This window comes from Salinigranum salinum, assembly GCF_009176545.1.
Lineage (GTDB): Archaea > Halobacteriota > Halobacteria > Halobacteriales > Haloferacaceae > Salinigranum > Salinigranum salinum.
The window spans coordinates 1,471,265-1,495,755 of record NZ_VTOJ01000002.1; the positions used below are offsets into that span (position 1 = coordinate 1,471,265).

The 24,491-nt window shown below is 68.6% G+C and carries 26 protein-coding genes; 10 read left to right on the forward strand and 16 right to left on the reverse strand.

The window, feature by feature from the left end; translation table 11 throughout:
- The first annotated feature begins 9 nt into the window (after window positions 1-9).
- Complete coding sequence (locus FZP69_RS18455; RefSeq protein WP_152042829.1) at window positions 10-1,011, forward strand: phosphate signaling complex PhoU family protein; 1,002 nt, start codon at window positions 10-12, stop codon at window positions 1,009-1,011.
- 181 nt (window positions 1,012-1,192) lie between these two features.
- On the opposite strand, the gene FZP69_RS18460 is transcribed toward FZP69_RS18455, so the two are convergent.
- Window positions 1,193-1,570, reverse strand: a complete 378-nt coding sequence (locus tag FZP69_RS18460; protein WP_152042830.1) for a 30S ribosomal protein S8e — start codon at window positions 1,568-1,570, stop codon at window positions 1,193-1,195.
- A gap of 121 nt (window positions 1,571-1,691) precedes the next feature.
- Here FZP69_RS18460 and FZP69_RS18465 point away from each other — a divergent pair, with 121 nt between their 5' ends.
- Window positions 1,692-2,141 (forward strand): DUF2240 family protein, encoded by a 450-nt coding sequence (locus FZP69_RS18465; protein ID WP_152042831.1) that lies wholly within the window; start codon window positions 1,692-1,694, stop codon window positions 2,139-2,141.
- A gap of 2 nt (window positions 2,142-2,143) precedes the next feature.
- On the forward strand, window positions 2,144-2,668 hold the full coding sequence (locus FZP69_RS18470; RefSeq protein WP_152042832.1) for a hypothetical protein: 525 nt from the start codon (window positions 2,144-2,146) through the stop codon (window positions 2,666-2,668).
- Between the two features lie 50 nt (window positions 2,669-2,718).
- Here FZP69_RS18470 and FZP69_RS18475 read toward each other — a convergent pair whose 3' ends face one another.
- Window positions 2,719-3,378, reverse strand: coding sequence for an HAD family hydrolase (locus FZP69_RS18475; protein WP_152042833.1), 660 nt, complete (start codon window positions 3,376-3,378; stop codon window positions 2,719-2,721).
- A 228-nt stretch (window positions 3,379-3,606) separates the two neighbouring features.
- Here FZP69_RS18475 and FZP69_RS18480 point away from each other — a divergent pair, with 228 nt between their 5' ends.
- Together FZP69_RS18480 and FZP69_RS18485 are read left to right on the forward strand one after the other, a co-directional pair.
- The gene (locus FZP69_RS18480; RefSeq protein WP_152042834.1) at window positions 3,607-4,086 is read left to right on the forward strand and encodes a hypothetical protein; all 480 of its coding nucleotides are present in this window, start codon (window positions 3,607-3,609) and stop codon (window positions 4,084-4,086) included.
- A gap of 105 nt (window positions 4,087-4,191) precedes the next feature.
- Complete coding sequence (locus FZP69_RS18485; RefSeq protein WP_152042835.1) at window positions 4,192-5,433, forward strand: DNA double-strand break repair nuclease NurA; 1,242 nt, start codon at window positions 4,192-4,194, stop codon at window positions 5,431-5,433.
- 106 nt (window positions 5,434-5,539) lie between these two features.
- Here FZP69_RS18485 and FZP69_RS18490 read toward each other — a convergent pair whose 3' ends face one another.
- Entirely contained in the window at window positions 5,540-5,872 is a 333-nt protein-coding gene (locus tag FZP69_RS18490) for a DUF7113 family protein (protein ID WP_152042836.1), read from the reverse strand.
- Window positions 5,873-6,077: 205 nt separating this feature from the next.
- Between FZP69_RS18490 and FZP69_RS18495 the strand changes: the two genes are divergently transcribed.
- Window positions 6,078-7,955: an ATP-binding protein gene (locus FZP69_RS18495; RefSeq protein WP_152042837.1), complete on the forward strand. Its 1,878-nt coding sequence runs from the start codon at window positions 6,078-6,080 to the stop codon at window positions 7,953-7,955.
- A 243-nt stretch (window positions 7,956-8,198) separates the two neighbouring features.
- Window positions 8,199-8,609, forward strand: coding sequence for a universal stress protein (locus FZP69_RS18500; RefSeq protein WP_152042838.1), 411 nt, complete (start codon window positions 8,199-8,201; stop codon window positions 8,607-8,609).
- Between the two features lie 53 nt (window positions 8,610-8,662).
- Here FZP69_RS18500 and FZP69_RS18505 read toward each other — a convergent pair whose 3' ends face one another.
- Window positions 8,663-9,748 carry a KaiC domain-containing protein gene (locus FZP69_RS18505; RefSeq protein ID WP_152042839.1) on the reverse strand — a complete coding sequence of 362 codons (1,086 nt, stop codon included), beginning with the start codon at window positions 9,746-9,748 and terminating at the stop codon, window positions 8,663-8,665.
- A gap of 178 nt (window positions 9,749-9,926) precedes the next feature.
- Here FZP69_RS18505 and FZP69_RS18510 point away from each other — a divergent pair, with 178 nt between their 5' ends.
- Window positions 9,927-10,754, forward strand: coding sequence for an NAD(+)/NADH kinase (locus FZP69_RS18510; RefSeq protein ID WP_152042840.1), 828 nt, complete (start codon window positions 9,927-9,929; stop codon window positions 10,752-10,754).
- Window positions 10,755-11,004: 250 nt separating this feature from the next.
- Here the strand turns inward: FZP69_RS18510 and FZP69_RS18515 are convergent, their stop codons facing one another.
- From FZP69_RS18515 to FZP69_RS18540, 6 genes are all read right to left on the reverse strand, one after another.
- Window positions 11,005-11,517 (reverse strand): CHRD domain-containing protein, encoded by a 513-nt coding sequence (locus FZP69_RS18515; protein WP_152042841.1) that lies wholly within the window; start codon window positions 11,515-11,517, stop codon window positions 11,005-11,007.
- Window positions 11,518-11,659: 142 nt separating this feature from the next.
- Complete coding sequence (gene carB, locus FZP69_RS18520) at window positions 11,660-14,899, reverse strand: carbamoyl-phosphate synthase large subunit (protein ID WP_152042842.1); 3,240 nt, start codon at window positions 14,897-14,899, stop codon at window positions 11,660-11,662.
- A 164-nt stretch (window positions 14,900-15,063) separates the two neighbouring features.
- Window positions 15,064-15,279, reverse strand: coding sequence for a hypothetical protein (locus tag FZP69_RS18525; RefSeq protein WP_152042843.1), 216 nt, complete (start codon window positions 15,277-15,279; stop codon window positions 15,064-15,066).
- Between the two features lie 63 nt (window positions 15,280-15,342).
- Window positions 15,343-15,876 (reverse strand): DUF5815 family protein, encoded by a 534-nt coding sequence (locus FZP69_RS18530; protein ID WP_152042844.1) that lies wholly within the window; start codon window positions 15,874-15,876, stop codon window positions 15,343-15,345.
- A 150-nt stretch (window positions 15,877-16,026) separates the two neighbouring features.
- Window positions 16,027-16,278, reverse strand: coding sequence for a hypothetical protein (locus tag FZP69_RS18535; RefSeq protein ID WP_152042845.1), 252 nt, complete (start codon window positions 16,276-16,278; stop codon window positions 16,027-16,029).
- 136 nt (window positions 16,279-16,414) lie between these two features.
- Window positions 16,415-16,666 (reverse strand): hypothetical protein, encoded by a 252-nt coding sequence (locus FZP69_RS18540; protein WP_152042846.1) that lies wholly within the window; start codon window positions 16,664-16,666, stop codon window positions 16,415-16,417.
- A gap of 88 nt (window positions 16,667-16,754) precedes the next feature.
- Between FZP69_RS18540 and FZP69_RS18545 the strand changes: the two genes are divergently transcribed.
- Complete coding sequence (locus FZP69_RS18545) at window positions 16,755-18,086, forward strand: GNAT family N-acetyltransferase (RefSeq protein ID WP_192918645.1); 1,332 nt, start codon at window positions 16,755-16,757, stop codon at window positions 18,084-18,086.
- A 52-nt stretch (window positions 18,087-18,138) separates the two neighbouring features.
- Here FZP69_RS18545 and FZP69_RS22745 read toward each other — a convergent pair whose 3' ends face one another.
- Complete coding sequence (locus FZP69_RS22745) at window positions 18,139-18,645, reverse strand: hypothetical protein (protein ID WP_192918646.1); 507 nt, start codon at window positions 18,643-18,645, stop codon at window positions 18,139-18,141.
- Window positions 18,646-18,793: 148 nt separating this feature from the next.
- On the opposite strand from FZP69_RS22745, the gene FZP69_RS18555 reads away from it, so the two are divergent.
- Window positions 18,794-19,810 carry a sodium:calcium antiporter gene (locus FZP69_RS18555; protein ID WP_192918647.1) on the forward strand — a complete coding sequence of 339 codons (1,017 nt, stop codon included), beginning with the start codon at window positions 18,794-18,796 and terminating at the stop codon, window positions 19,808-19,810.
- A 78-nt stretch (window positions 19,811-19,888) separates the two neighbouring features.
- Here FZP69_RS18555 and FZP69_RS18560 read toward each other — a convergent pair whose 3' ends face one another.
- From FZP69_RS18560 to FZP69_RS18575, 5 genes are all read right to left on the reverse strand, one after another.
- Window positions 19,889-20,284 carry a carboxymuconolactone decarboxylase family protein gene (locus FZP69_RS18560; protein WP_152042849.1) on the reverse strand — a complete coding sequence of 132 codons (396 nt, stop codon included), beginning with the start codon at window positions 20,282-20,284 and terminating at the stop codon, window positions 19,889-19,891.
- A 118-nt stretch (window positions 20,285-20,402) separates the two neighbouring features.
- A complete protein-coding gene (locus FZP69_RS18565; protein ID WP_152042850.1) occupies window positions 20,403-22,088 on the reverse strand; it encodes a DUF3604 domain-containing protein in 1,686 nt (561 codons plus the stop codon).
- Between the two features lie 49 nt (window positions 22,089-22,137).
- Window positions 22,138-22,467 carry a translation initiation factor gene (locus FZP69_RS18570; RefSeq protein ID WP_152042851.1) on the reverse strand — a complete coding sequence of 110 codons (330 nt, stop codon included), beginning with the start codon at window positions 22,465-22,467 and terminating at the stop codon, window positions 22,138-22,140.
- Between the two features lie 146 nt (window positions 22,468-22,613).
- Complete coding sequence (locus FZP69_RS23300; protein WP_275689378.1) at window positions 22,614-22,742, reverse strand: hypothetical protein; 129 nt, start codon at window positions 22,740-22,742, stop codon at window positions 22,614-22,616.
- Between the two features lie 80 nt (window positions 22,743-22,822).
- Window positions 22,823-24,436 (reverse strand): DUF7827 domain-containing protein, encoded by a 1,614-nt coding sequence (locus tag FZP69_RS18575; RefSeq protein ID WP_152042852.1) that lies wholly within the window; start codon window positions 24,434-24,436, stop codon window positions 22,823-22,825.
- Window positions 24,437-24,491: the final 55 nt, after the last annotated feature.

Sequence of the window (24,491 nt, forward strand, 5' to 3'; positions counted from 1 at the left end):
GTGAACGACATGGTCGAAACCCGCAAGGTGCAGGTCACGGGCGGATCGACGTACACGGTGTCGATCCCGAAAGACTGGGCGACCGAGAACGGAGTCTCCGCGGGGAGCGAGGTGGAGTTCTACCCCGAGGGCGACTCGCTGTTCCTCACGCCACGCTCGGAGGAGGAGCGCACGGAGGGGACGCTGGACGTGACGGATCTCGAGGGCGACGAGCTCACCCGTGCGGTCATGACGATGTACGTCTCGGGGTTCGACATCATCGCCCTCGAGAGCGCGCGCATCACGACCGACCAGCGCCGGACCATTCGCAAGGCCACACAGAGCCTCGTCGGCCTCGAAGTGCTAGAGGAGACCCGCGACCGCGTCGTCATCCGGGACCTGCTCGACTCGTCGGAGCTCTCCATCCACAACGCCGTCACCCGGATGCGGCTCATCGCGCTGTCGATGCTAGAGGACGCCCTGGCGGCGTTAGCCGACCTCGACGAGGACATGGCCCGGGACGTCATCCAGCGCGACGAGGACGTCGACCGGCTCTGGATGGTCGTCTCGCGCATCTTCCGGGCCACGCTCCGGACCCCGAAGGCCGCCGAGGAACTCGGCCTCCCCCGCGAGATGTGTTTCGACTACCAGTCGGCCGCCCGCCAACTGGAGCGGATCGCCGACCACGCGACGAAGATCGCCCACCTGACGCTGAACATCGAGCGACCGATCCCCGACGAGCTGGTCGAGGCGATCGAGGCGCTCCACACCGACGCCGCAGAGGTCGTCAACGGGGGGATGGACGCGCTGTTCGAAGAGGACAGCTCGGAGGCGACCCGACTGGCGAACGACGCCCGCGAGGCCGTCCAGGCCATCGACGAACGGGCCCGCAAGATCGACGAGTACCTCCGCGACCTCGATCCCGCGCGCGCACAGGTGCTCGGACTCATCGTCGACTCCGTCTCCAGGAGCGCCGACTACGGCGGCAACATCGCCGAGACGGCGCTCCAGAAGGCGGCACCGACGCCGTAACGTCTCACGGCTCCTGCAGTTCGACTCTTCGTCGCGGACGGTCCTGCACCCGGAACCGATCCGACAGCGGCGGCGCTCTGAGAGGATCGGCTCGACGGTTCGACGGTTCGACGCACGAGTCGCGAACGGGTCGCCGTCGAGGATCACAGAACCAGTACCGACGGCCGGTGGGTTCGGACGGTTACTCGTCGTCGACGAGGACGGCGTTGACCTGGCCGTGCTGACCCGGGCGGGAGGTGACACGAGCCAGCCCCTCGCTGGTCTCGATGATGGCACCCTTCGTGATGATGTTGCGTCGTTTGTAGTTGACGTTCGCGGGGTTGCTGTCGACGCCGAGGATCTCCACCTGGACCGACTCGTCGCCGTCGGCCACCTGTGCGACGTTCGTCGACAGGGCGCGGGTCTTGGTGCCGTTGCCGCGGGCGTCGACGACCTGGAACCGCGGTTCGCCGACCGTGGTCTCGCTCGCCTCGCGACCCAGTTCGGAGCGTTTCTTGTTCCGCGAGGGCTTGATGCGCCCCCCTGTCCGCTTCGTCGTCGAGCGTCCCTGGTACTTCATGCGTGGTAAGAGCGCCAGCGACTACTTGAATCGCACGAATCGCCGCCCGCTCCGGCCCCGTGCGGCTCCGTCCACGAGCCGAGACACAACCGTTAACCGCGTCGCGTCGGCGGTGGTGGGTATGAGCATCGAGGTCACGGTCGCCGTCCCCTTCCGTCAGCACGGGACGGACCGCCTCGGCGAGGGGAAGTTCATCGTGGCGCTGTCGGTGAACCGCGACTGGTTCTCGCCGGATCAGGCCAAGCGTCTCGTCGACGTCGCGGTCGGCCGGGGGCTCGTCGAGCGTGACGGGGGCGACCTGGTGGCCACCTTCGCGCCGACGTCGGTCGAGATCCTGGACGGCTTCACCCCCGACGAGTCCGTCCTCCGGTCGCAGTCGCTGTTCGAGCGCCTGCTCGACGCGATCGTCGACGACGGGGTGGAGAAGCGGGAGGTCGTCGCCGGCGTCAACCGTCTCCAGCGCGACCTCGGCGTGACGATCGAGGCCGCCGCCGTCCTCTACGCCCGGCGACGCGACGTCGACGTCACCCGGTTCGTCGACGAAGTCCGGCGATCGCTGGTGGAGGAGTGATCGTGGTCGACGACCGGCTCACGGACGGCCGACGGATCGCGCAACTGCTCGCCTCCGAACTCGACGGCCTCGGCGGCGTGCTCGCTGCCGTCGCGGTGACCGACGCGGACCGCGACGCCGATCCAACACCGGACGGCGCGTACGCCTACCGGGTGACGCTGAGAGATCGAGCGAACGGTAGTGGCGGTGACCGCGGCGACGCAGACCGTGGAGGTGGCGACCGAAGGGACGGTGCCGAGGGGGACGACGACGATCACGCGGACGACGCCGACCGTCTCGAACGGGAACGGGAACAGGAACAGGAACGAGAACTCGCGGTCGTCTTCGTCCATCCCGACCGCGCCCGTGTGGAGTTCGTCGCGGGGCAGGACGTCGCCGCGGCGACCGCCCGCGGGGAGGGGTTGCGTGTGCGTCCGAAGGCGGTCCGACCGCCGCGGACGCTCGTCTTCGTCGAGGACGGCGCGGCGGTGAAGCGGGCAGTCGCCGTGTTCGAGGCGACGGTCGACGCGCTCGCCACGAACGAGTGAGGCGCGGCACGCGGGACGGAGGGGGGTCGCACGAGAGCGCCGGACAGCGCTCAGAGTCGTTCCAGGAGGTCGGGGAGCTCCGTGGCGAGGTCGTCGCGGTCGATCACGGCGACGGCGTCGGGGTGGGGATCGGCACTCCCCGGGAAGACGACCTGGACGGGGAGCATCCCGACGCCCGCGGCACCTTCGACGTCGGCGGCGACGTCGTCGCCGACGTACACCGTCTCCCCCGGATCGGTGTCGAGTTCGGCGAGGAGCGCCTCGAACGCGCGCGGGTCCGGCTTGCCCGCGGCGAGCGACCCCGTGACCAGTTCGACGTCGAACGCGCCGGCCCAGTCGAGTTCGCGGAGCTTGTCGTGCTGGGCGACGACGGGGCCGTTCGTGAGCAGGCCGAGTCGGTACTGCTGTCGGAGGCGGTCGAGGAGCCACTCGACGCCCGAGACCGGCGTGAGCGCCTCGGCGATGAGTTCGCGGTACGCGCGGGCCACCGCCGCGGGAGAGGCCGCGGTGTCGTGTTCCGAGAGCAGTGCGGTGAAGATGGGTTCGCGTGTCTCCTCGGTGAGACACTCCGCGTGGGCGGCGAGGTACGCCTCGCGGGAGAGTGGGGGCGCGCCTGCGATCCGCGCGGCCTCGTGCAGGATGGTCTGTCGGTCCCGCGTCGGGACCGCCAGGGTGTCGTCGAGGTCGAACGCGACGGCCGTGGGTGGCATTCGGGAGACCGTAGCGCGCGGGTGTAGATGAGGGTGTCGGGACCGCGGTGAGGCCGCGGGACGGACACGTTACCCGGCGGCGTGCTCGGTCGGCCGCTCCGCATCCGACCGGAACGTTCGTGATGTTTATCACTCGTGGTGTCGTCGGTTCGACGGACGAACCGGGCGTCGACGGGGCGGCGAGCCGCTCGATCCGGTCGACCATCGGCCCGAGAGTCACAGAGTCAGATGACGCACCCAGGCACCCTCCGGGAGACGTACGGCGCGGCACTCCGACTCGGGGAGGCCACGCCGGGACCGGACGACCTCGTCGTCTTCGTCGAGGTCGGGGACGTCGGGAGCGACTCGGCGTCGCCCGGCGGCGACCGATCGACTCCCGTCGCCGGCACGGTCGTCGGAGACGCGCTGGTCCCTCCGACCGAGCTCCAGTTCGATCTCGACCGGGCGCTCACCCGGCTCGATCGGGACGACGGGGACGGTGTGGACGACGCCTGGGCCGCCGTCGACTACGAAACACGGTACCGGACGTTCCTCGACGACGACCGGGATGCACGGGCCGAACTCGCGCGGCTCAGACGACACCTCGCGACGGGCGGGACGGTCTGGCTCGTCTGCCCGGGGAACACGCCGGTCGAGCGACGACACCGGGCGGTGCTCGCCGACGTGCTCGACGAGCGGACCCGCAACGACGGCGGCGGCGTCACGTGACACGGGAGCGTCGGAGCGACGCGCCCGATCGGACGGCGGGGAGCGGCACGAACGCGAGGACGGATCGAGGACAGGGTTTTCGTCGTCGGGGGTGTGAGGTGGGGTATGACCCTCGACCGCGTCCACGTCGACGGCATCGCACGGCTGGCGAGCGCCATCGCGAGAGCCGTCGACGACGCCGATCACGGCGACCTCGCGGAGCGGGTGTGGGAGGGCTTTCTCGACCCGCTCCGGGACGGTTCGCGGATCGTCGCCGAGCCCGTCGCCGAGAAGCGGCTGCGGTCGGTGACGATCGACGACGTCGCGCTCGCCGAGTCGCCGTTCGAGACGGTTCACGGGCTGGACTCGGGCACGATCAACCCGACCACGTTCAAGAACGGGCTCGTCCTCGACGTGGCGCAGGCGGCGATGGCCGGCGTGCCCACCGACCTCGACCTCCACCGCGCGCGGACGCTCGTCGTGACCGTCCACGCGAACGACCCCACGGTGGATTTCGAGACCGACTGGATCGTCGACGACGACGGCTACTCGCGGCGGAAGGTGCTCCACGCGCCCAGCGTCGACCGCTACGCCGAAGGGGTCGTCCACGCGCTCTCTCTGTACCTGGCGGAGGGCGAACACGCGCTCCTGCAGGCCGACGCCGTCGGCGATCTGCTCGTCCTCGACGGCCCCCTCTACCCGATGGAAGTGTTCACCTGGCAGGACGGCGACGCGACCCTCCGCGAACTCGCGACCGAGACGACGCCCCGGGACGTCGTCGAGAACTACGTCCGCCTCGTCGAGCGGTTCGTCGAGCGCGACGTCCCGCTCGTGGGGTTCGTCAAGAACCCCGCGTCGCGATTTATCGTCCAGGCCCTGCGAAAGAAGGGGATCGAGGCCCCCTGGAGCGACGACGCCGCGCTCTTCACGCGGCTGCTCGAGCGGTGGGACGACGAGGGGCAGGAACGCCGCACCGACTGTCTCACGTTCACCGACTGGTTCGTCTCCCGCGGCGGCACCGACCGGACGATGGCAGTCAGTGGCGACGCCCTCGGCGTCGACCGACAACTCGACCCCGCCGCGTACGAGGTGGCGTTCTTCCCACTGTACGACCCGCGAACGGATATCTGCTACCGCGTCGAGGCTCCGGCGGCGTTCGTCCGCGACGCCGACACGCGCGAACGACTCACCCAGCAGGTGCTCCACGACGTCGCGGTCGCCCGGGGGCCCCCACCGGCCATCGCGAAGGCGGACGAACTCGCCCGGATCAGCCAGGGGGAGAAGGCCGCGCTCCGTCGGAAGCTCGAGACGTATCTCGACTCCGAGGTCGTCCGGCGACACGACGAGGAGCGCTGGGGGCTGGTGTAACGAGTCGCGGGCGGAGAGTCCCGATGTAACGAGTCGCGGGCGGAGAGTCCCGATGTAACGAGTCGCGGGTGTGGGAAGCGAGTCGGTAGGCCGACGAACGCCCCGTTCAGGGCTCGGCGCGTTCGACCTCGATCCGGACCTCGCTGGCGGGGACGCCGACCCGGGCGAACTGTGTGCGGACGTGTTCTTTCGCCGCCGTCAGCGCCTGCGACTTGGTCTCGAAGCCACGGGGCATGGGAGATTCGAACGCGACGTGGATCTCCCGGCCGTCGATCGTGGTCTGTGAGCCGCCGCTCTCGACCTCGTAGAACTCGTCGCAGACCCAGACGTACGGCGCCTGTTCGTCCGGCGCGCCGCGAAAACTCGGTGGCGTCTCGCCGCGCTCGTACAGCGTCCCGGTGAGCGCGGTGCCGCCGCCGTGACCGCGAATCAGTAACATACGAACGGTACGAGCTCCGACGGGTAAAGGACCGCGTTGTCCGCCCAGAGTGACAGCAGGTCGGTGTATGCTGGTGCGGCCGTGGAGTCCAGCAGTGCGAACCGGGCACCGTTCGACGACTCTCGTGGTCGTTCACGCGACTCGGGCGTCGGACCACGCTCGGGCGGGGGAAAGGGATTTATCCGCGGCTCTCCCTGCCAGAGACATGTCCGACCTCGGTGACTTCACTGATTTCGGGACGACGGAGACCGCCGAGACCGACGTCGAGGGCGACGCGACCGAGGAGTCGGCGTCGGCCGTGTCCGCCGACGAGACCGCCGAGGCTGACGTCGGGGACGACGCCGGGTCGGTGAACGGTGACGACGACGCCGCGGTCGACGACTTCGACTCGTTCGACGTGACGCCCGCCGGCGCGGACCGTGGCGTCGGCGTCGTCTCGGTCTCCCGGGGGCTCAGAGTCGCCGAAGAGGGCGACGAAACCGCCGTGGAAGCGTTCGTCACGGTCGGCAACCGCGAATCCGTCCGCCTCGGGAAGTACCTCCTCGTGCCGTACCCAGACCAGGAACTGCTCTTCTCGCGGATCACGGCCCTCGAGTACGCCCAGGAGTTCCACGAGGACGACGCGACCGAGATCGCCGCCCGGCGGGCGATGCGTCGCGACGACTTCGAGGAGCGCGACTACAAGTTCGTCGCCGAACTCGACCCCGTGGCCGTGCTGTCGTACGACCACGCCGACGAGACGTGGAAGCGCCGAATGACCGACCGCGTCCCCAAACCCGGTGCGGTGGTGCAGGAGGCGACCGACGCCGCACAGATCAAAGCCGGGCTGAAGATCCCGCGCGAGGGCGTGTTCCTGGGCCACCTCTCCGTGGGCGGCGAGAAGGTCCGAACTGCCGCGTCTCCACCGACGATCGACTACCGGCTCAAGAACGACTACGCCGACGGCGACCCGCTCGTGTTCCGACACACGCTCGTCGCCGGCGGCACCGGGTCGGGGAAGACCCACGCCTCGAAGAACGTCCTCCGACAGTTCCTCGACGCGCGGTACGGGATGGACGACGGCCGCGAGGTCGCCCCTGCAGTCGTTCAGTTCGACCCGCAAGACGAGTACGCCCAGATGCACGACGACAACCCCGCGCTCGACGGGGAGACCGCCCGTCGGCTCGACCGTGAAGGGATCGCGTACGGCGGCCACGACGACACGGTCGCGTTCGTCCCGGACGTGGGCGGATCGTCGTATCCCGGCGAGGGCCACCGTGCGGAGCAGGCGACGTTCACGATCCCCTTCTCGATGACGCGGGCACGACCCTGGCTCGTCGCCGGTGCCTCCCTCAACGACAACCAGTACAACGCACTGCGTGAACTCCTCGACCGGTTCTTCCGGCAGGCCGGAGACGGGGGGACCTACGACCAGTTCACGACGTTCCTCGACGATCCGGGCCTCAAAGAGGAACTTCACGAGAACGGCCGGGTGCACGAGGCGACGTACGACGCGGTGAAGCGCCGGGTCCGCTCGGCGACGTTCGGCCGCGTGTTCGACCAGCCCGCCCGTCCCATCACGGAGCAGGTCCACGAGTTCGTCCGTCCGGGCGGCCTCACGGTCGTGCCGACGTACCACGTCAACGACTCGCGGGCCACGGTGACCGTCGTGCTCGCCGTGGCGAGCCTCCTCGTCGACGAGAAGCTCTCGAACGACCCCACGCACCAGCGAATCAAGCGGACGCCGCTCGTCTTGGGGATGGACGAGGCGCACAACTTCCTCGCCGACGCCGACTCCGTCCAGGCACGGAAGGTCGTCCGGAAGTTCACCGAGGCGGCGAAACAGGGGCGGAAGGAACGGCTGGGCCTGTTCCTCATCACCCAGGACCCACAGGATATCGCCGACCCCGTCTTCAAACAGGTGAACACGAAGCTCGTGCTCAACCTCGGCGACGAGGACGCGATCAAGTCGGTAAACATCCCGTCGACGCTGGAGGACAAGGTCCCCTACATGGAGAAAGGGCAGATGGTAGTCTACTCGCCCGACAACTCGGAACCGGTCGAACTGAGAGGGCTGCCGGTCTGTGTGACCCGTCACGACTGACGCCCCGTGGTGGGTCGAGGGGTCCGTGGTCGGACCCGAGGTTCTTGTACGAGGATGCGGCCACCAGTCGGCGTGTCCTGACGAGAGAGTGCGGAGCGTCTCGCGGGTGCGTGGTGCACCGCTCCGCGGGGGAAGCGCACCACCTGTCCGCCACGTCGAGCAGGAGCGGAGTCGAGCACCCGATCACGTGGACACTGCCGACCGTCCCGATGTTTCTTGCCGGTTCTCCGCGTAGACGGACGTATGGCGAAGCGCATCCTCGTCCCCGTCGACGGATCACCCCAGTCCGTAGCCGCCCTGCGGTTCGCCACCGAGGAGTGGCCCGACGCCGACTTCGTCCTGCTGAACGTCATCGACCCCGTCGCGTCGGGCGCAAAGCGGAGTGTCCTCCCCACGGCGGCCGAGGAGTGGTACAACGACGCGCGCGAAGCCGCTCGGGAGACGTTCGCGGAACTGACCGCCGAGATGGAGATCGATCCCGACACCGTCATCACGGTCGGTCGGCCGGCGTCGAGCATCGTCGAAGCGGCAGCCGACGCCGACCACGTGGTCATGGGGAGCCACGGCCGGACGGGCGTCTCGCGGGTCATCCTCGGGAGCGTCGCCGAGGACGTCGTCCGACGGTCACCGGTCCCCGTGACGATCGTCCGGTGACGTGCGGTCGGGGAAGGGACGACGGACGGGTCGGAGGACTCGCCGGACGCGATTCAGAACAGGTTCGCCCGCTGGTGGACGCTGATCCCCTCGTTCGTGATCTCGTACGGTTTGGGCTGCCGGGAGTGGTTCGCGTCGCGGATCTTCTGGATCTCGATCGCGAGCCGCGTCTCCTGGAAGCTGTTCGAGCGAACGTACTTGAGGACGAACACGGCATCCGCGAGGTATTCGACGATGCCGTGTCTGGAGGCGTACGGGTCGGTGTCGCTGGCCTCGCTCGTGACGAGCACCGTGACGCCCGCCGCCTTGAGCGTCTGCGTGAACTGGAACACCTCGCTCCGACGGCGAGCGGGGTGATCGTACATCATCTCGAGGAGCGACACGGAGTCGAGGACGACCCGGTCCGCACCGAACTCCCCGATGAGCCGTGCGAGGTCGTTCCGGATGCTCCCGAGCGAGTTGGCCATCTCGATGGGGTTCAGGTCGACGACGGCCAGGCGTCCGTCCTCGTCGTACTGCTGGAACTCCCATCCCTTCTCCGCGGCGGTAGACAGGATCCGATCGCGGGTCTCTTCGAGCGTGATGAAGACGGCACGGCCGCCGTCTTCGAGTGTCTCGTTGAGGAACTGCAGCCCGATCGTCGTCTTCCCGGTTCCCGCGCTCCCGATCGCGGCGATCAGCGACCGGGCTGGCACGCCGCCCAGGATCATCTCGTCGAGGCCGTCGATACCGATCTCGATGCGCTCGAGATCGGAGTCGAACCGCTCCTGATCGAACTCCGATCCGGGAAAACCGAGGTCGTCTTCCCCGGCGAAGAGATCGCCGTCGTCGCGGCCGGAGCCGTTCGGTCCCGGAACGGCCTCCGACCGGCCGTCCGGCGCTCCACGATCGAGATCGCCCCCCGGCGCGGGGGCGCTGTCGAACGCCTCGGAGAAGTCCTCCTGGAATGGCGAGTCGGTGTCCGCCCGTCCGGCACGGTCCGGCGGTTCGAACGGCGAGCCCTCGGTGTCCGTGGTGGGAGGGGTGCGAGCACCGTCGTCCTCGGTCCCCGTGTCGTCGTCGCCGGACTCGTCGAGAGCGGTGCGATCGTTCCCGTCGTCGGCGAGCGCGCGCTCGAACCAGTCGTCGTCGCTACTCACGGAGTGTCCCCCTGCGGACGAGTGCGACGGAACGAGCCCGGTCCGTCATTATCTCTACTGAGAGAACACCAGTAATGAATGTTGGCGTGGAAAAATCGAATATGAGTCTGGATCCGTCGGGATCGGATCACGGATCGTGACGGTGGGCTTTTCTCACCGGAGGGGTAAACGCGGGGACATGGAGGTCGGAATCGTCGCCCAGCGGGGGAACGAGCGGGCCACGTCGCTGGCAGAGACCCTGAGCGGCCGCCTCGAAGCCGACGGGGTCGAACTCCGCTTCGACGCGACGACGGCCACCGCGCTCGGTCGCGACGACGAGGGACGTTCGGTGGACACGTTCGACGGCTGTGATCTCGTCGTCAGCATCGGCGGCGACGGGACGTTCCTCTTCGCCGCTCGGGGTGCGAACGGAACGCCGGTGCTCGGCGTGAACCTCGGTGAGGTGGGGTTTCTGAACGCCGTCGGACCCGACGAGGCCGAGGCAGCCGTCCAGCGCGAGGTCGACGCCTACCGACGCGGGGAACTCGAGACCCAGGAAGCGCCACGGATCGCCGCCCACACCGACGGGTGGACGGGCGAGCCGGCGATGAACGAGATCGTCGTCCAGGGCCCGCGCCGTGGACGCCGTGGCGGCGGCCACGTCGAGGTTCGTGTCGGTGAATCGACGTACGATTCGGGCCCGGCGGACGGCGTCCTCGTCGCCACGCCCACGGGATCGAGCGCGTACAACCTGAGCGAACGCGGCCCGCTGGTCCACCCGGGGGTCGAGGGGCTCGTCGTCAACGAGATGGCGGCGCGCGACGGGATGCCGCCGCTCCTCGTCCCCCACGACCGCGAGATCACCGTCACCGTCACAGACGTCGACCACGCCATCGTGGTGAGCGACGGACGGGCCAGACACGAGGTCGATGCGGGGACACCCGTCCACATCGGCCTCGCCGACCAGCCCGTGCGCCTGGCGGGCCCCGCCGCGGACTTCTTCGAGGCGCTCGGCAAACTCGACTGAATTCGGGCGTCCGTCGCCGACGCTCGACGGAACGGGAAACAGGCGGAACAGCCGCCGGTTCGTATCATCCACTGGTGAACAGGTCACCGTCCTCCCGGCGACGGTCCTGCCTGCAGGTACCGGTACGCTCGAATCGGAGATAAGGATATGCGTCGAGTGAACGCACGAGGAGGAAATCCGGCTCAGACGCGACCGGGCTCGGTCATTCCGGCGTTCCGCTGTTCCGTCACTTCGTCGCTTCGTCGCTTCGTTACTTCGCGCGGAGCTGGCCGCGGATCTCTCCGGGCTGGTTGTCGACCGTGTGGACGTTCACGTAGTACGCGGCCGGGTTCGCGAGGAGGTCGGCCACGGTGACGCCGCTGGCGACGAGCTCGGGGTCGCTATCGGAGATAGTCCCCGAGACGACGATGGGGTCCTGCGGAGTGCCGTCCTCACCGGCACCGGTCGGGGCAGAGAGAGGTGCGAAGTCGATCAGGGTGACGACGATCCCACCCGTGGTCCCCCGCTCGCCGACGTGGATGTGCGCCTGCGTGACGTCCACGATGTTCTTCAGCGTCACCTCGTACGCGAGGTCGTCGCCGTCCGCGGTGAACGTCGCGGTGCCCGTCGCCCGTGAGCGGACCTTCGGCACCGTCTCGCCACTCGTCAGAGGCGCGAACAGGTCCGCACCTGCCTTGCCTCTCGCCGCCACGCCCGTGGAGAGGCTCGTGGCCGCGATCGTTCCGACACCGACCGTCTTCAGGAAGGTACGACGTGTACTCATCGACCAGATGATGGGTGACTGACGTCCTAAACGTATGCCAGAATCTCACCAGAAACCACGGGACACTGACGGGATACGGTCGACGACGGCCAGCGGTGTGGAGGTGACGACGAGAGCGCGCCGGGGTGCCGAGTGTCAGCGGTTACTCGTCCGGTGCGCCCCACTTGGCGACGCGCTTCGGGCGGTCGGTCACGGCGACGACGTCGATGTCGTCGTCGTGGTGGCGGCGGGCTTCGAGAGCCGCCTGTGCCGATGCGTGCGTCGAGAAGTACGTGACCTCCTCCTCGACGGCCACCTCGAGGGCGTCCCGGTTGCGCGAGACGATGAGGTCGACCTCACCACGGCGGATGGCCTCCTGGAACGCCTCGTCCGAGTCGAAGTTGACCAGCTCGTAGAACTCGGCGAACCCCTCCGTGAGCGCCTCTCCCTCGGACGAGTCGGGGGCAGGGAACTCCTCGGCGGAGAGATCGACGACAGCGGTGCCCTCCACAGGAATGGGTTTGCCGGTCGCGGACTGGGCCTTCTCGTACGCCTTGCCGAACGTCGACGCCGTCCCCATCACCTCGCCCGTCGACTTCATCTCCGGGCCGAGCCGGGGGTCGCTTCCTTCCAGCCGATCGAACGGGAGGACGACCTCCTTCACCGAGATCTGCTCGGGGATCTGTTCTTCGGCGTCGAGGTCGTCCAGGTCGTGGCCGGCCATCACCTTCGCCGCGAGCTTCGCGATGGGGACGCCCGTCGCCTTCGAGACGAACGGCACCGTCCGCGACGAGCGGGGGTTCGCCTCCAGCACGTAGACTTCGCCGTCTTTGACCGCGAGCTGGACGTTGAGCAGCCCGACGGTGTCGAGCGCCCGGGCGATGTCGAGGGCGACCTCGCGGACCCGGCTCATCACGTCGTCGTCGAGCGAGCGCGGCGGGATCAGGCAGGCGGAGTCGCCCGAGTGGACGCCCGCGCTCTCGACGTGCTCCATCACCCCGCCGATCAGCACGCGCTCGCCGTCCGCGACGGCGTCGACGTCGAGTTCGATCGCGTCGGCGAGGAACTCGTCGACGAGGATCGGCTTGTCGGGTGAGACGCGGACGGCCTCCTCGATGTAGTGCTCGAGTTCGGCGTCGGAGTGGACGACCCGCATCGCGCGGCCGCCGAGGACGTAGGAGGGACGGACGAGCACCGGGTAGCCGATATCGCGGGCGAGCTCGAGCGCTTCGGCCTCGGAGGTGGCGGAGCCACCTTCCGGCTGGGCGATGCCGAGGTCGTCCATCAGCCGGTTGAAGCGGTCGCGGTCCTCCGCGAGGTCCATCGCGTCGACGGAGGTGCCCATGATCTCGCAGTCGAGCCCGCGACGCTGGATCTCGGACTCGACCTCGTGGCCGATGTTGACCGAGGTCTGCCCGCCGAACTGGACCATCACGCCGTCGGCGTCCGTGGCCTCGACGACGTCGGCGACCTCTTCCGCGGTGATCGGCTCGAAGAAGAGGCCGTCGGAGGTGTCGTAATCCGTCGAGACCGTCTCGGGGTTGTTGTTGACGACGTGTGCGTCGATCCCCAGCTCGCGGAGGGCCTGGATCGCGTGGACGGAGCAGTAGTCGAACTCGACACCCTGGCCGATGCGGATCGGGCCGCCACCGACGACGACGACGCTCTCGACGTCGCGGTCGACGCGGAGTTCGCCGGCGGCGGCCGCACCCTCGAGCGGGCCCCGGGAGAACTCGGTCAACCGCGAGGAGTAGTAGTACGGCGTCTGGGCGGCGAACTCGCCCGCGCAGGTGTCGACCTGTTTGTACGTCCGACCGGGAACCTGCGTCTCGACCTCGCCCACGGAGGAGCCGGTCGCGGTGGCGATGGAAGCGTTCGTGTGCCCGGCGATGGCAGCGGCGGTGAAGTCGCCGTCCTGTGCCGCCTCGACCGAGTCCGTGACACGCTTGTACCGCTCGACGTACCACGTCTCGATGCCCGTCAGCTCCGCCACGTCGTCGACCGTGTAGCCACGGTCGAACGCCTCGAACATCGCGTACGCGCGGTCGGGCGTCGGTGCCTTGAGGAAGTCGGCTTCGAGTTCGGCGTCGCTCACTTCGGCCCAGTCGGCGGCGGGTTCGTACTCGGAGGAGCGAAGCGCCTTCAACAGCGACTCCTCGAACGTCCGGCCGATGGCCATCGCCTCGCCCGTCGACTTCATCGCCGTGCCGAGCGTGAAGTCGACGTCGTCGAACTTGTCCTTGGGCCATCTCGGGACCTTCGTGACGACGTAGTCGATGGCGGGCTCGAACGCCGCGGTCGTCTCGCCGGTGATCTCGTTGTCGATCTCGTGGAGCCGTTTGCCGAGCGCGACCTTCGCCGTGACGCGGGCGATCGGGTACCCCGTCGCCTTCGACGCCAGCGCCGACGACCGCGAGACGCGTGGGTTCACCTCGACGACGCGGTACTCGCCGCCGGGGGTGCCGTCGTCGCGCCACGCGAACTGGATGTTACAGCCACCCTGGATACCCAGCTCGCGAATGACCTCGAGCGCGGCGTCGCGCATCTCCTGGTGGCCGTCGTCGGGGATCACCTGCGAGGGGGTGACGACGATGGATTCGCCCGTGTGGATGCCCATCGGGTCGATGTTCTCCATGTTGCAGATGATGATACAGGAGTCGTCGGCGTCGCGCATCACCTCGTACTCGAGTTCGACCCACCCGGAGATGGACTCCGTGATCAGCACCTCGTTGTTGCGCGACAGCCGCAGCCCCTTGCGGACACGCTCGCGCAGTTCCTCGAAGTTGTCGACGACGCCCGACCCCGATCCACCGAGCGTGTACGTCGTGCGGGCGATCACGGGAAGGCCGCCGACTTCCTCGACCGCGGCGTCGATCTTCGCCGTGAGCGCCTCGCGGTCGTAGTCGGTGACGGACTCGCCCTCGTCCAGCGTGATCGTCGTCGACCGGGGGACCGGCTGACCGATCTTCCGCATGCGCTTCCGAAAGAGGTCGCGGTCCTCCGTCGCGTAGATCGTCTCCAGCGGCGTCCCCATGATCTCGACGTCGTACTCGTCGAGGACGCCCGCCTCGGCGAGTTCGGCCGTCACGTTCAGCCCCGTCTGTCCGCCGAGTCCGGCGATGACACCGTCGGGGTTCTCCTTCCGAATGACCTCCGTGATGGCTTCGACCGTGATCGGTTCGATGTACACCCGGTCGGCCATCTCGGGGTCGGTCATGATGGTCGCGGGGTTGGAGTTGACGAGGACCACTCGTGCGCCCTCCTCCTGGAGTGCGCGGCAGGCCTGTGCGCCGGAGTAGTCGAACTCCGCGGCCTGGCCGATCTGGATCGGACCGCTCCCGATGAGCAGGATCGTTCTGTGCTCCGAGTCCGCCTCGGACGCCGCCGGTGGCTCGTCGCTCATTATCAGGTCGGAGCCGGTTCATCGTAATAAGCGCGACGAAATGTTTCGAGAAGCGCAACGGTGCTTCGAAATTCGTAACCGTTTAAGAACGGTCGGGCTCGCTCGGCAGAGCACGCGCCGGAGCGGCGGCTCTCCGGTCGGACGGGCGAGGGCTCGCGGGCTGTCTACGAGGACGAGGAGAGACGGTACCGGTACGGACTCTCCCGGAGGACCTCCACTTCTCCCCGTTGGGCCCAGCGCCCGAGGACGGTCGCGACTCTGTGGGCGCTCTCGAACTCGTCGGGCTCGTCGAGGAGCGACAGGATCTCGCGCGCGGTGAGCGGCTCGTCGGCCTCGGAGAGCACACCCCTGAGGGGTTCGAAGTCCGTCTGGGGCTGCATCGTCACGTCATACGTACACACGGGGACGACTTAGCGTTCAGTGAGACGGGAGTCGGACAACCGTCAGACGAAGACGTCCTCCTCGGAGAGGTCGCGCTGGGCGCGGTACTGGTCGACGAACGTCGAAACGTCGAAATCCAGCATTTGCGCCTCGAACTCCTCGAGGAGCGAGTCGTCTTCCGCGTGACTGACGGCGTGTTCCATCAGTTCGACGACGAGTTCGACGACGATCTCGTGGAGTCGACGGGCGTCGAAGTCGGTCACCCAGACGATCCCACAGCCGACCTCGCCGTCGTCGCTGACGTCGGCGGTGGCGACGGAGTCGGGGAACTCCTCGGTGACGATTCCCATCAGGTGCGGCGTGCCGAACTCGGGCATCTCCTCGCTCGTGGTCTCGATCGCCTCGCGCAGGACCTCGACGAGGAACGCCGGCAGGAACCGTTCCGGCGGGTGGACGTCCATCACCGTGGCGTGCGTGTCGCCGCAGGGACAGTCGAACTCGCGCATCCCCAGGTCGATGGTCCGGACGCGCCGCGTCCGTCCACAGGGGAGGTCGAGTTCCGCCCCGCGACCGCCGGGGACGCGCGGGTCGGTCATACGCGACGTTGGGTGCGTCGTCGTTTAAACGTCGCGCTCTCGGGCGCTCGGCGGAGGGCAGGGAGAAACGAGAGACGCGAGGGGAGGTTCCGTGGTCGGGGAGCGAGGCGACGGGTCGGGCGTCGGGGACGGTAAACGAGGGGTGCTCGCTCAGGCGTTCGCAGTGACGTACAGGAGGGGGCCGACGACCACGAGCACGATGCCGAGGAAGAGGTAGTGTGTCGGGACGAGCGCCTGCGGCGTCAGGAGGAAGACGACGCCGAAGGCGATGACGTGCAGCGACAGCAGTTTCTGCGACTTCAGCGGCACGATCGAGAGCGCCCCGAGGACGAAGACGAGCAACAGCGCCTGCCCAACGTTGTAGTTGAGCAGGAAACTGTCGATGAGCTGGAGCGGAACCATGCGTTCAGGTCCGAACGAATCGGCAATGAAAGTTCCGTTCTTCGGTCCAGACGGGTGCCGGCCGGTCCACGTCGACGCGAAGCCGGGGGGCGAACAGGCGACTGTCGGAGCCGATCGCTCCACGGGGGCCGTCGACTCAGCGGTCGATCGGGCCGGTGAGTTCCAGCGGGCGGATCCAGCCGTACCAGACGAGGAAGATCATGCCGGCGTAGCCGAGCACGAAGACGACGGTGCCGACGTTGGCGTAGCCGGCCTCCCCGAGGAACCGGCGGGCCAGCCCCGGGAGGACGATGCCGGTCACGACGACGACGAGCAGGAGGAGTTTGTCGCGGGTGAAGAAGCTCCCCTCGTCGTCCGCGCTGTCCACGCCGTCGACGCTGTCTGCCATACACGAGGTCGGAGCCGAACGAACCTGAATGCCTCGGTCTCGTCGACGGGTCGGGAGAGCTTTCGTCGTGGGCGTGCTCTCCGTGGCCATGTCCCTGGCGTACCGTGTCGTCCCCGACGACGACGACCACCGGACGGCCTACCGCCGACTCCTCCAGTACGCGTTCGCCCCGGAGCGAGGTCCCGACTGGGACGACGAGCCGCGCGAACAGCCGGACGAGTTCGAACCACGAGGACTGTACGACCGACCGACCGACGAGGCGACAGCCACCGCGACGACGGAATCGACCGATGGTCGCCCGCCCGCGGCCGACCCTGCGACCGTCGACGCGACCGCTCTCGTCGTCTGCGGCGGGCTGGTCGACTTCCGGATGCGCGTTCGCGGCGCGTGGCGACCGGTCGGCGGCGTCACGGCGGTCGCGTCACCGCCGGAACGACGCCGTCGCGGCCACGTCGGGACCCTCCTCGACGGGATGCACGACGAGCTCCGACGACGCGGTGTCGCGTTCGCCGCGCTGTGGCCCTTCTCACACCCGTTCTACCGGCGGTTCGGCTACGGCCGGACGAACGACTACGTCGTCCACGAGTTTCCGCCGGACGCCCTCGACGCACCGGCGGCGACGCCGAGCGAGGCGGGGACGGTCCGTCGGCTCTCGGCCGACGACGCCGACGACGTCGACGCCCTCTCCGTCCTGCACGAGAAGAGTGCGACCGAACCGCTCGCGCTCCGGCGGTCGGCCGACTGGTGGCGGCTCCGGATCTTCCGCACCTGGACCGGCGAACGATTCGTCTACGGCTGGGAGGACGACGCCGGCGTGCTCCGCTCGTATCTCGCTTACCGGTTCGAAGAGCCCGACGAGACCGACGGACACCGGCTCGCCGTCGACTACTGGGGAGCCACCGACGAGGAGGGAGTCAGACAGCTCCTCGCGTTCCTCCGCAACCACGACTCGCAGGTCGCGACCGTGAGACTCCTCGCGGGCGACGCGACCCTCCTCGACCGGGTCACGGACCCCGACGAGATCGAGACGCGCGTGAAACCGGGACCGATGGTTCGCGTGGTCGACGTGGAGACGGCACTGTCGGGACTGGCGACCCCTGCCGTCGACGAACGCGTCGTACTCGACGTGCGCGACACGCGTCACGACTGGAACGACGGGGCGTTCGAGGTCGGGACCGTCGAGGGGCGGACGACGTGCCGTCGAGTCGACATCGATGCGAGCGGGACCGGAGACGAGGGCGGGGTGGTCGAGACGGTCACGATCGACGCCGAGGCGCTCTCACAGGTGGCCGTCGGTGCCCGGTCGGCGACGGCACTCGCGACCCTCGGTCGCGTCGAGGGGACCGACGACGGGGTGACGCGGCTCGACGCACTCCTGCCGAGAGCGACGCCGGAGCCGTACCTCAGGGAGTGGTTCTGAGTCCGGAAGATGGATCCGTGGTCGGTCGTTCACGGCGACCACGGAAGCCGTCTCAGAGCGGCCGTTCGAGGTGGCCCGGAGTCGGTGACTCCCCACAGTCCTCGCCGGGCGACTGACCGACGTCCTGTTCGACCGCGACGAGTCGGACGTCGTCGGCCGTCACGAGGTACTGCGCTCGCGTGCCGGCGCCGTCGGCGGACAGGCCACAGTCGAACGACATGCTGTAGCCGACCGTGACGTCGACGATCACGCCCGAGGTGTTTCGTTCCCGGATCTCGTACTCGGCGGGCCGCAGAATGCCGAAGCTCAGGTCCGTGAGTCCCGTCCAGTCGGCTGTGGCGTTCCGGATTCGGGCCTTCTCGGCCGCGATCGCCCGCTCGCCGGCCGACTCGTTCGAGATCGACGGCGTGGCGGCGGTCGTCGGGTCGGGCGTCGTGGTCGTGGTTCCCGTCGAATCCGTCGTCGCACCCGGACTCGCGGGCGATCGATCGACGACAGAGCCAGTGCAGCCGGCGAGCGCGAGGAGCGCGACGACGAACACGAGAGCGAATCGGGTCACGGTCGCCCGATCGGCTGCCCGGCACAAAGACGGGACGGAGACTACAACGGTCGTCGAACCGTCGGGGCGTCGGACGGTCGAGTGGATCGGCCGCGAGTGGGCGTCCGGGATGACGGGCTTTTTGTCGCACGATTTCGTCCATCCACACGTGTCGAGCCTCCCGCTGTTGATCCTCTTCACCGTCGTCGGCTCCGCACTCGCGTGGAAAGGCGGCGACTACCTCGTCCGCTCGTCCGAGCGCCTCGGCGGCCACTACGGTCTCCCGCCGGTCGTCCAGGGTGCGGTCATCGCGGCGGTCGGCTCCTCGTTCCCGGAGCTGTCGAGCACGGTGATCGCGACGCTCCGGTACGGCGCGTTCGAACTCGGCGTCGGCGCAGTCATCGGGTCGGCGGTGTACAACATCCTCGTGATCCCGGCGGTGTCGGCGCTCGCCGGCGAGGGGCGGCTGGCGTCGAACCGCGACCTCGTCTACAAGGAGGCACAGTTCTACCTCCTCTCGCTCGCCGTGTTGCTCCTCGCCTTTACCCTCTCGGTGCTGTACAACCCGGTGGAAGGAACCGACGCGACGCTCGACGGGACGATGACGTGGCTGCTCGCGCTCGTCCCGCTGTCGCTGTACGGCCTGTACGTCTTCATCCAGTATCACGACAGCGTCGACCACCGCCGGACGGCCCGACGCAGGCCGGTCGCCGTCGGCAAGCAGTGGGCGATCCTCGCCGGATCGCTCGTCGTCATTCTCGCCGGTGCCGAACTCCTTGTCCGCGCCGCCGTGGGGTTCGGCGACCTGTTCGGCACCTCGACGTTCCTCTGGGGGCTGACGGTCGTCGCGGCGGGGACGTCCATCCCGGACACGTTCGTCTCCGTCGCGGCCGCCCGGGTCGGCAACGCCTCGGTGAGCCTCGCGAACGTCTTCGGGTCGAACGTCTTCGCGCTGCTGGTCGCGTTGCCGGCGGGGGTACTCGCTGCCGGCTCCGTGGTAGTGGACCTCGGGACCGTCGTCCCGATGATGACGTTCCTGACGTTCGCCTCCGTCGCCTTCTTCGCCGTCCTCCGGACGGAGCTGCTGTTGACGACGCGTGAGTCGTATCTGCTGCTGGGTCTGTACGGCGTGTTCATCGCCTGGCTCGTCGCGGAGAGCGCCGGGGTGACTGCGTTTCTGCGGTGAGACAGTCGCCGTCGGGGGTCCGAGGACACAGAAGAGAACGGGTCGAGCGAGAGAACGGGCCGGTCGCAGAGAGAGTGTTCAGTGTCCGGCCGCTCGCTGTGTTTCGACGTGGTCGACGATCTCCGTCGTTTCGTCGACGAAGTCGTCCAGTTCGATCTCCGCTCCGTGGAGAATCGTCGAGAAGTACCGGACCGTGCTCGCGGCGTTGAGCGCCTCGGTCAGTTCCTCGTCCGTGACGTCCTCCAGTCGTGACTCCTCTTTGTGGAAGTGGATGCAGTACGGGCACTGAATGGCGGCTGCCGCGCCGAGCCCGACGAGCGCCTTCTCCCGCCGGGAGAGCACGGTCTCGCCGAGCTGGAAATCCCGCATGATGCCCCAGCTGTGGTCGACGGCCGGGTCCGCGAGCGCGTCGATGAAGCTCGGGACCTGACCGAGCGACTGTTCGAGTTCGTTCCGCGTAGCGTCTGATATCATGGCTTGCCTCGCTCCTTCCGGCCTCTGTCGTGCGACAGTGCTCGCCGCGAGAGGCCCGGTGAGACGTTCGTCACCGAAAGTCAAATAGTTGACACCATGGTACGTCGGTAGTCACCGCTCAGTCGTTCGCGTCCTCGGCGTCGGCCGCGACCCAGATCGGCCCGGTCCAGGCCATCCCCGGGTAGTCGTCCGGGCGGGACGCCTGCGTCACCCGGACGTAGTAGACGTCCGCGTCGGTTCCTCGATCGTGGTCCCACTGCATCCCGCAGACGGGGTCGTCGTCGGTCCACGCGGCCTCGGCGGTGAAGTCGTCGATCGGCGCGTCGGGGTTCGCCGTCCCCTCGACGGTCTGCCAGACCTGGTTGTTCTTGATCACGCGGACGCGCTGGAGGGGTGCCGTCCCCGCAACCGACACGGCGACCTCGCGCGGCGTCTCGCGATCGTCGACCGTGACCGTGCTGTCCCGCTCGCCGACCGCGACCCCGTCGATGGCGAAGTCGACCAGGATCCGGTGTGGCTGGGTCGTCCCGTACGTGCGCCGCGAGCGCATCGCGTCGAAGATCGACGCGCGGGTGAGTTCGGGCGCGAAGAACGCCTGCAACCCTCCGGGGTACGACGGTTCGTTCCAGACGCGCCAGATGTTCGACCAGCCGATCCCGTCGTCGAGCCACTCCCGGAGCGAGGGCAGGTGCGGGTCGGCGTGGAGGAGCGAGTGACCCGGGTGGGGGCCGTGGTAGTCCGACGAGGCGATCAGCCCGACGCGGTAGCCCAGGCGGAGCGCGTCCTGTGCGTAGTGGCCGGCCTCCTTCACCTCCCCTTGCCCCATCGCCAGCGGGAAGCGGTTCCCCTCCGCACCGGGCCGCTCGCTGGAGCCCCACTGGGAGTACACCTCGACGAGCGGCGCGAGGTCGTCGTCGTACTCGACGGCGGAGAAGTCGAAGGGGTACATCGCCTCCGCCGGGTGGTGCGGGACCGTCAGGACGTCGCCGTCGTGGTCGTCGCGCCACGCCCGCAGGCGGGCCCAGAGCGACTCGTACGTGTTCGTCTCCCGTGCGAGCGAGTCGAACAGCTCCGCCTCGTCGACGCCGTCGAAGTAGACGTTGATGTGGCCGCCCACGTTGGGCTGTTTCGTCCACTCGTAGCCGAAGACGGTGACGAACTCCCCGGGGTCGTGGAACTCCTGCGTGACCGTCTTCATCCGATCGAAGTACCGCCGGTGCATCCGCCGGCGCTGCAGTTGCGGCGGGATGAAAAACCCCATCGTGTCGTGGTCGGTGTAGGCGACGACGTCGAGCGCCATCACGTCGCGCCCGAACCGCATCCCCTTCTCGATGCTCCCGGTGCCGTCCGACAGGAGCGAGTGGAGGTGCAGGTCACCCCAGTAGACGCGTCGCTCGGGGGTCGCGGCGGTGACGCGAACGGGGTTGGAGACGAACCGCTCGCCCTCGTGGTGGAAGACGAGGTAGTGGAGACCAGGGGTACCGAACGAGAGGTCCAGCCGTGCGACGCCGTCGTGGTCGAGGGGGAACCGGACCGTGGCGGGGACGGTCGCGTCGGGATCGGTCGACTCGACCGAGACCGGTCCCTCGATGCCCGAGAAGAGCCGCTCGTACTCGTCCCACGCCTGGAGCGTGAGCGTGGCCCGTTCACCGACGGCGAGCGTCGAGGGAACGACGGCGTGGAGGCGGTCGAACGAGCCGGTACGGCTCGCCCAGAGTTCGTCCAGCGACGGCCGGCGCTCGGCGAACACTTTCACGGTCTCGACCGCCTTCCGGAGTGGTCCCGTCCCGGCGGAGTGGCTCATGCGCCCTGGTAGTTCGCCACAGCGTATCAATCCCGCGTCCGTGTCGGGATCAGTCTTCGACGACGAAGCCGAGGTCGTCGAGCGCCCGCCGGAGCCTGTCGTCGTGGCGCCCCTGGAGTTCGATTCGGTCGTCGACGACGCTCCCGCCGACGGCGAGTCGACGCTTCAGTTCGGAGGCGACGGGTTTGAGCTCCGTTACGTCGAGGTCGAACCCGCCGACGACGGTCACCGGCTTGCCGTACCGTCGGCTGTCGTGCGTCACGGTGAGTCGCTGCTGGGCGCGACCGAGGTCGGCGTCGATGCCCAGCTCTTCCGGAAGCCCCGAGAGGCTCCCGAGACTCGTGTCGTCCTTCTTCGTGTTCTTCGGCTTCTTTGCCACGAGAACGCTACGTCACCGGCCGATAAATATCCACGCGTCGACACACGTCGGACCGGTAGATGGGTCAGCCGGTTCCCGGTGGTCTGGACGGACGGGACACTCCGACCGGTCGGCAGTCGAACGATCGAGAGGAACAGAAGCGAAACTTACTCGCCTGGGCTGTTGCCGCGCTGGTACTTGTGGACCATCCGCCACATCGTCTCGTCGAGTTCGTCGCCACCGGACGCGTCGACGAGCTGTCTGTAGAGGCTGTCTGAGACGGTGATTTCGGGCATCACTCCCGTATATGGGAGCACCCCATATAATACTACTGTAATACGGAACTGAGTTAATTGTAACCGAGACGCACTGTGTGTCACGAAAGATACTGTCTGTCTGCAGAACGACGGGACGACACGACGCGACCGGATCGGGGTCCGGCGACGACGGTGCCGTCGTCGCGGAGGACGAGGCGGAGTCGCTCGCCGACCAGTCGATCCGTGACGACGACGTCGACGCTCGCCCGGCGCGTCTCGTCGACGGTCAGCACGTACACCTGAATGACGTCCGGCTCCGACCGGGAGGTGACGTGGAGTCTGAGATCGGTGCCGGGTGCGAGCGTCGACGCCACGGCCACCGAAACCGTCCCGCCGTCGGCGACGAACGACGGCCCCGGTCGGACGAACGACAGCCGACGCTCGACGACCGAGAACGTCGTCGTGAGCGTTCGGGAGGTGCTCACCGTCGGGTTCGCGGGCGTCAGCGCGAGCGTCGCCGCGTAAGCGTCCCTCGCGAGCGCGCGCGTGTCGAAGACGACCGAGAGCGTGTCCACCCGCTCGTCGAGGAACACCTCGTGGACCGCGGGCGAGACCGTCCGTGCCTCGCCAACGGTCCCGTCGGCGTCGACGGGGGCCACGCGGAGGTCGAGGCCGTTGCCGAGCGCGCCGCTCCCGGCGGCTCCGTACTCGACGGTCCCGACGGTCCGACGACCGTCGACGGCGAGCGCAACGCGATCGACCCCCGTCGCGTCGGGGTTCGTCGCCGGGAGTTCGAGGACGAGGTCGTCGCCCGCGGTGGCCGACGGCGCGTCCGCGAGCGACACCACCAGCCGTCCCGAGCGCGGGACGGTGACGTGAGCGACCGACGGTGCGAGGTCGACGTCGACGACGCCGTCACCGTCGGTGTCGTACCCGATCTCGATCGTCGCTCGCGAGACGCGGGACAGCGCGGTCGGGACGCCGTCGTCGCCCGCGTCGTAGTCGAGGGCCACCGTCGAGGGCGAGCCGTTCGCCGCGAGGGTGCGCCGGACGACGTGCGTCGACTCCACCTCCGGCTCGCTCTCGGTCGCGTAGACGAGGTTCGTGACCGGCGCGTCGTCGACGCGGGCGACGCCGCCGAGCCCGCTCGCGTGGAACGTCACGACCGCCCAGTCGCCCGCGGCGACCGTCCGGTTCGGCGTCGTGAGTGCCCGGATGTCACCGACGTCCGCGGGATGTGCGTCCGCCGGGACCACGTACGGGACCGCGGTGTCAAACGTAGCGGCCGTGAGTTCGAACCGCGCCCGGTCGTCGACCGGGCCAGTGAGTCGGAGGGCGTACGGACCCGCGGCGAGCGGCACCGACCGCCGCGTCGACAGGCGGTCGACGCCGGCGACGCGGTCGACGCCGGTCGCCTCGTACGCCTGCCTCTCCGTCGCTCGCCAGCCAGCCAGAAACGTGTTCAGCCGGACGACGACGTGACCGTCGGCGTCGGCGTCGACCACGACGGCGCGGGCGTGGTACGCCGGACCGTTGACCGTGAGCGTCGCTGTCGAACCGTTCGGCACGGAGAGGTCGAATCGGGCGACGTCACCGGCCTGTTCCTCGTAGTCGGGTGTCCCGAAGCCGGACGCCGAGGGGGCGGCCACGGTGGGGACCGCCGTCACGCCGGCCAGCGTACTCGCGACGAGCGCGGCACAGACTGCCACGACGACGAGGCGAGACGGGTTCATACGCCCCCGCTCCCGAGCGGTGGCTAAGTCCTTTGTGGGCCGATTGTCGCGCGTG

What these genes read in the sequence shown, in the direction of transcription:
- FZP69_RS18455 (WP_152042829.1), top strand. Translation starts at nt 10, where the DNA reads ATGGTCGAAACCCGCAAGGTGCAGGTCACGGGCGGATCGACGTACACG.
- FZP69_RS18460 (WP_152042830.1), bottom strand. Translation starts at nt 1,570, where the DNA reads ATGAAGTACCAGGGACGCTCGACGACGAAGCGGACAGGGGGGCGCATC.
- FZP69_RS18465 (WP_152042831.1), top strand. Translation starts at nt 1,692, where the DNA reads ATGAGCATCGAGGTCACGGTCGCCGTCCCCTTCCGTCAGCACGGGACG.
- FZP69_RS18475 (WP_152042833.1), bottom strand. Translation starts at nt 3,378, where the DNA reads ATGCCACCCACGGCCGTCGCGTTCGACCTCGACGACACCCTGGCGGTC.
- FZP69_RS18480 (WP_152042834.1), top strand. Translation starts at nt 3,607, where the DNA reads ATGACGCACCCAGGCACCCTCCGGGAGACGTACGGCGCGGCACTCCGA.
- FZP69_RS18485 (WP_152042835.1), top strand. Translation starts at nt 4,192, where the DNA reads ATGACCCTCGACCGCGTCCACGTCGACGGCATCGCACGGCTGGCGAGC.
- FZP69_RS18490 (WP_152042836.1), bottom strand. Translation starts at nt 5,872, where the DNA reads ATGTTACTGATTCGCGGTCACGGCGGCGGCACCGCGCTCACCGGGACG.
- FZP69_RS18495 (WP_152042837.1), top strand. Translation starts at nt 6,078, where the DNA reads ATGTCCGACCTCGGTGACTTCACTGATTTCGGGACGACGGAGACCGCC.
- FZP69_RS18500 (WP_152042838.1), top strand. Translation starts at nt 8,199, where the DNA reads ATGGCGAAGCGCATCCTCGTCCCCGTCGACGGATCACCCCAGTCCGTA.
- FZP69_RS18510 (WP_152042840.1), top strand. Translation starts at nt 9,927, where the DNA reads ATGGAGGTCGGAATCGTCGCCCAGCGGGGGAACGAGCGGGCCACGTCG.
- FZP69_RS18515 (WP_152042841.1), bottom strand. Translation starts at nt 11,517, where the DNA reads ATGAGTACACGTCGTACCTTCCTGAAGACGGTCGGTGTCGGAACGATC.
- carB (WP_152042842.1), bottom strand. Translation starts at nt 14,899, where the DNA reads ATGAGCGACGAGCCACCGGCGGCGTCCGAGGCGGACTCGGAGCACAGA.
- FZP69_RS18525 (WP_152042843.1), bottom strand. Translation starts at nt 15,279, where the DNA reads ATGCAGCCCCAGACGGACTTCGAACCCCTCAGGGGTGTGCTCTCCGAG.
- FZP69_RS18530 (WP_152042844.1), bottom strand. Translation starts at nt 15,876, where the DNA reads ATGACCGACCCGCGCGTCCCCGGCGGTCGCGGGGCGGAACTCGACCTC.
- FZP69_RS18535 (WP_152042845.1), bottom strand. Translation starts at nt 16,278, where the DNA reads ATGGTTCCGCTCCAGCTCATCGACAGTTTCCTGCTCAACTACAACGTT.
- FZP69_RS18540 (WP_152042846.1), bottom strand. Translation starts at nt 16,666, where the DNA reads ATGGCAGACAGCGTCGACGGCGTGGACAGCGCGGACGACGAGGGGAGC.
- FZP69_RS18545 (WP_192918645.1), top strand. Translation starts at nt 16,755, where the DNA reads ATGTCCCTGGCGTACCGTGTCGTCCCCGACGACGACGACCACCGGACG.
- FZP69_RS18560 (WP_152042849.1), bottom strand. Translation starts at nt 20,284, where the DNA reads ATGATATCAGACGCTACGCGGAACGAACTCGAACAGTCGCTCGGTCAG.
- FZP69_RS18565 (WP_152042850.1), bottom strand. Translation starts at nt 22,088, where the DNA reads ATGAGCCACTCCGCCGGGACGGGACCACTCCGGAAGGCGGTCGAGACC.
- FZP69_RS23300 (WP_275689378.1), bottom strand. Translation starts at nt 22,742, where the DNA reads ATGCCCGAAATCACCGTCTCAGACAGCCTCTACAGACAGCTCGTCGAC.
- FZP69_RS18575 (WP_152042852.1), bottom strand. Translation starts at nt 24,436, where the DNA reads ATGAACCCGTCTCGCCTCGTCGTCGTGGCAGTCTGTGCCGCGCTCGTC.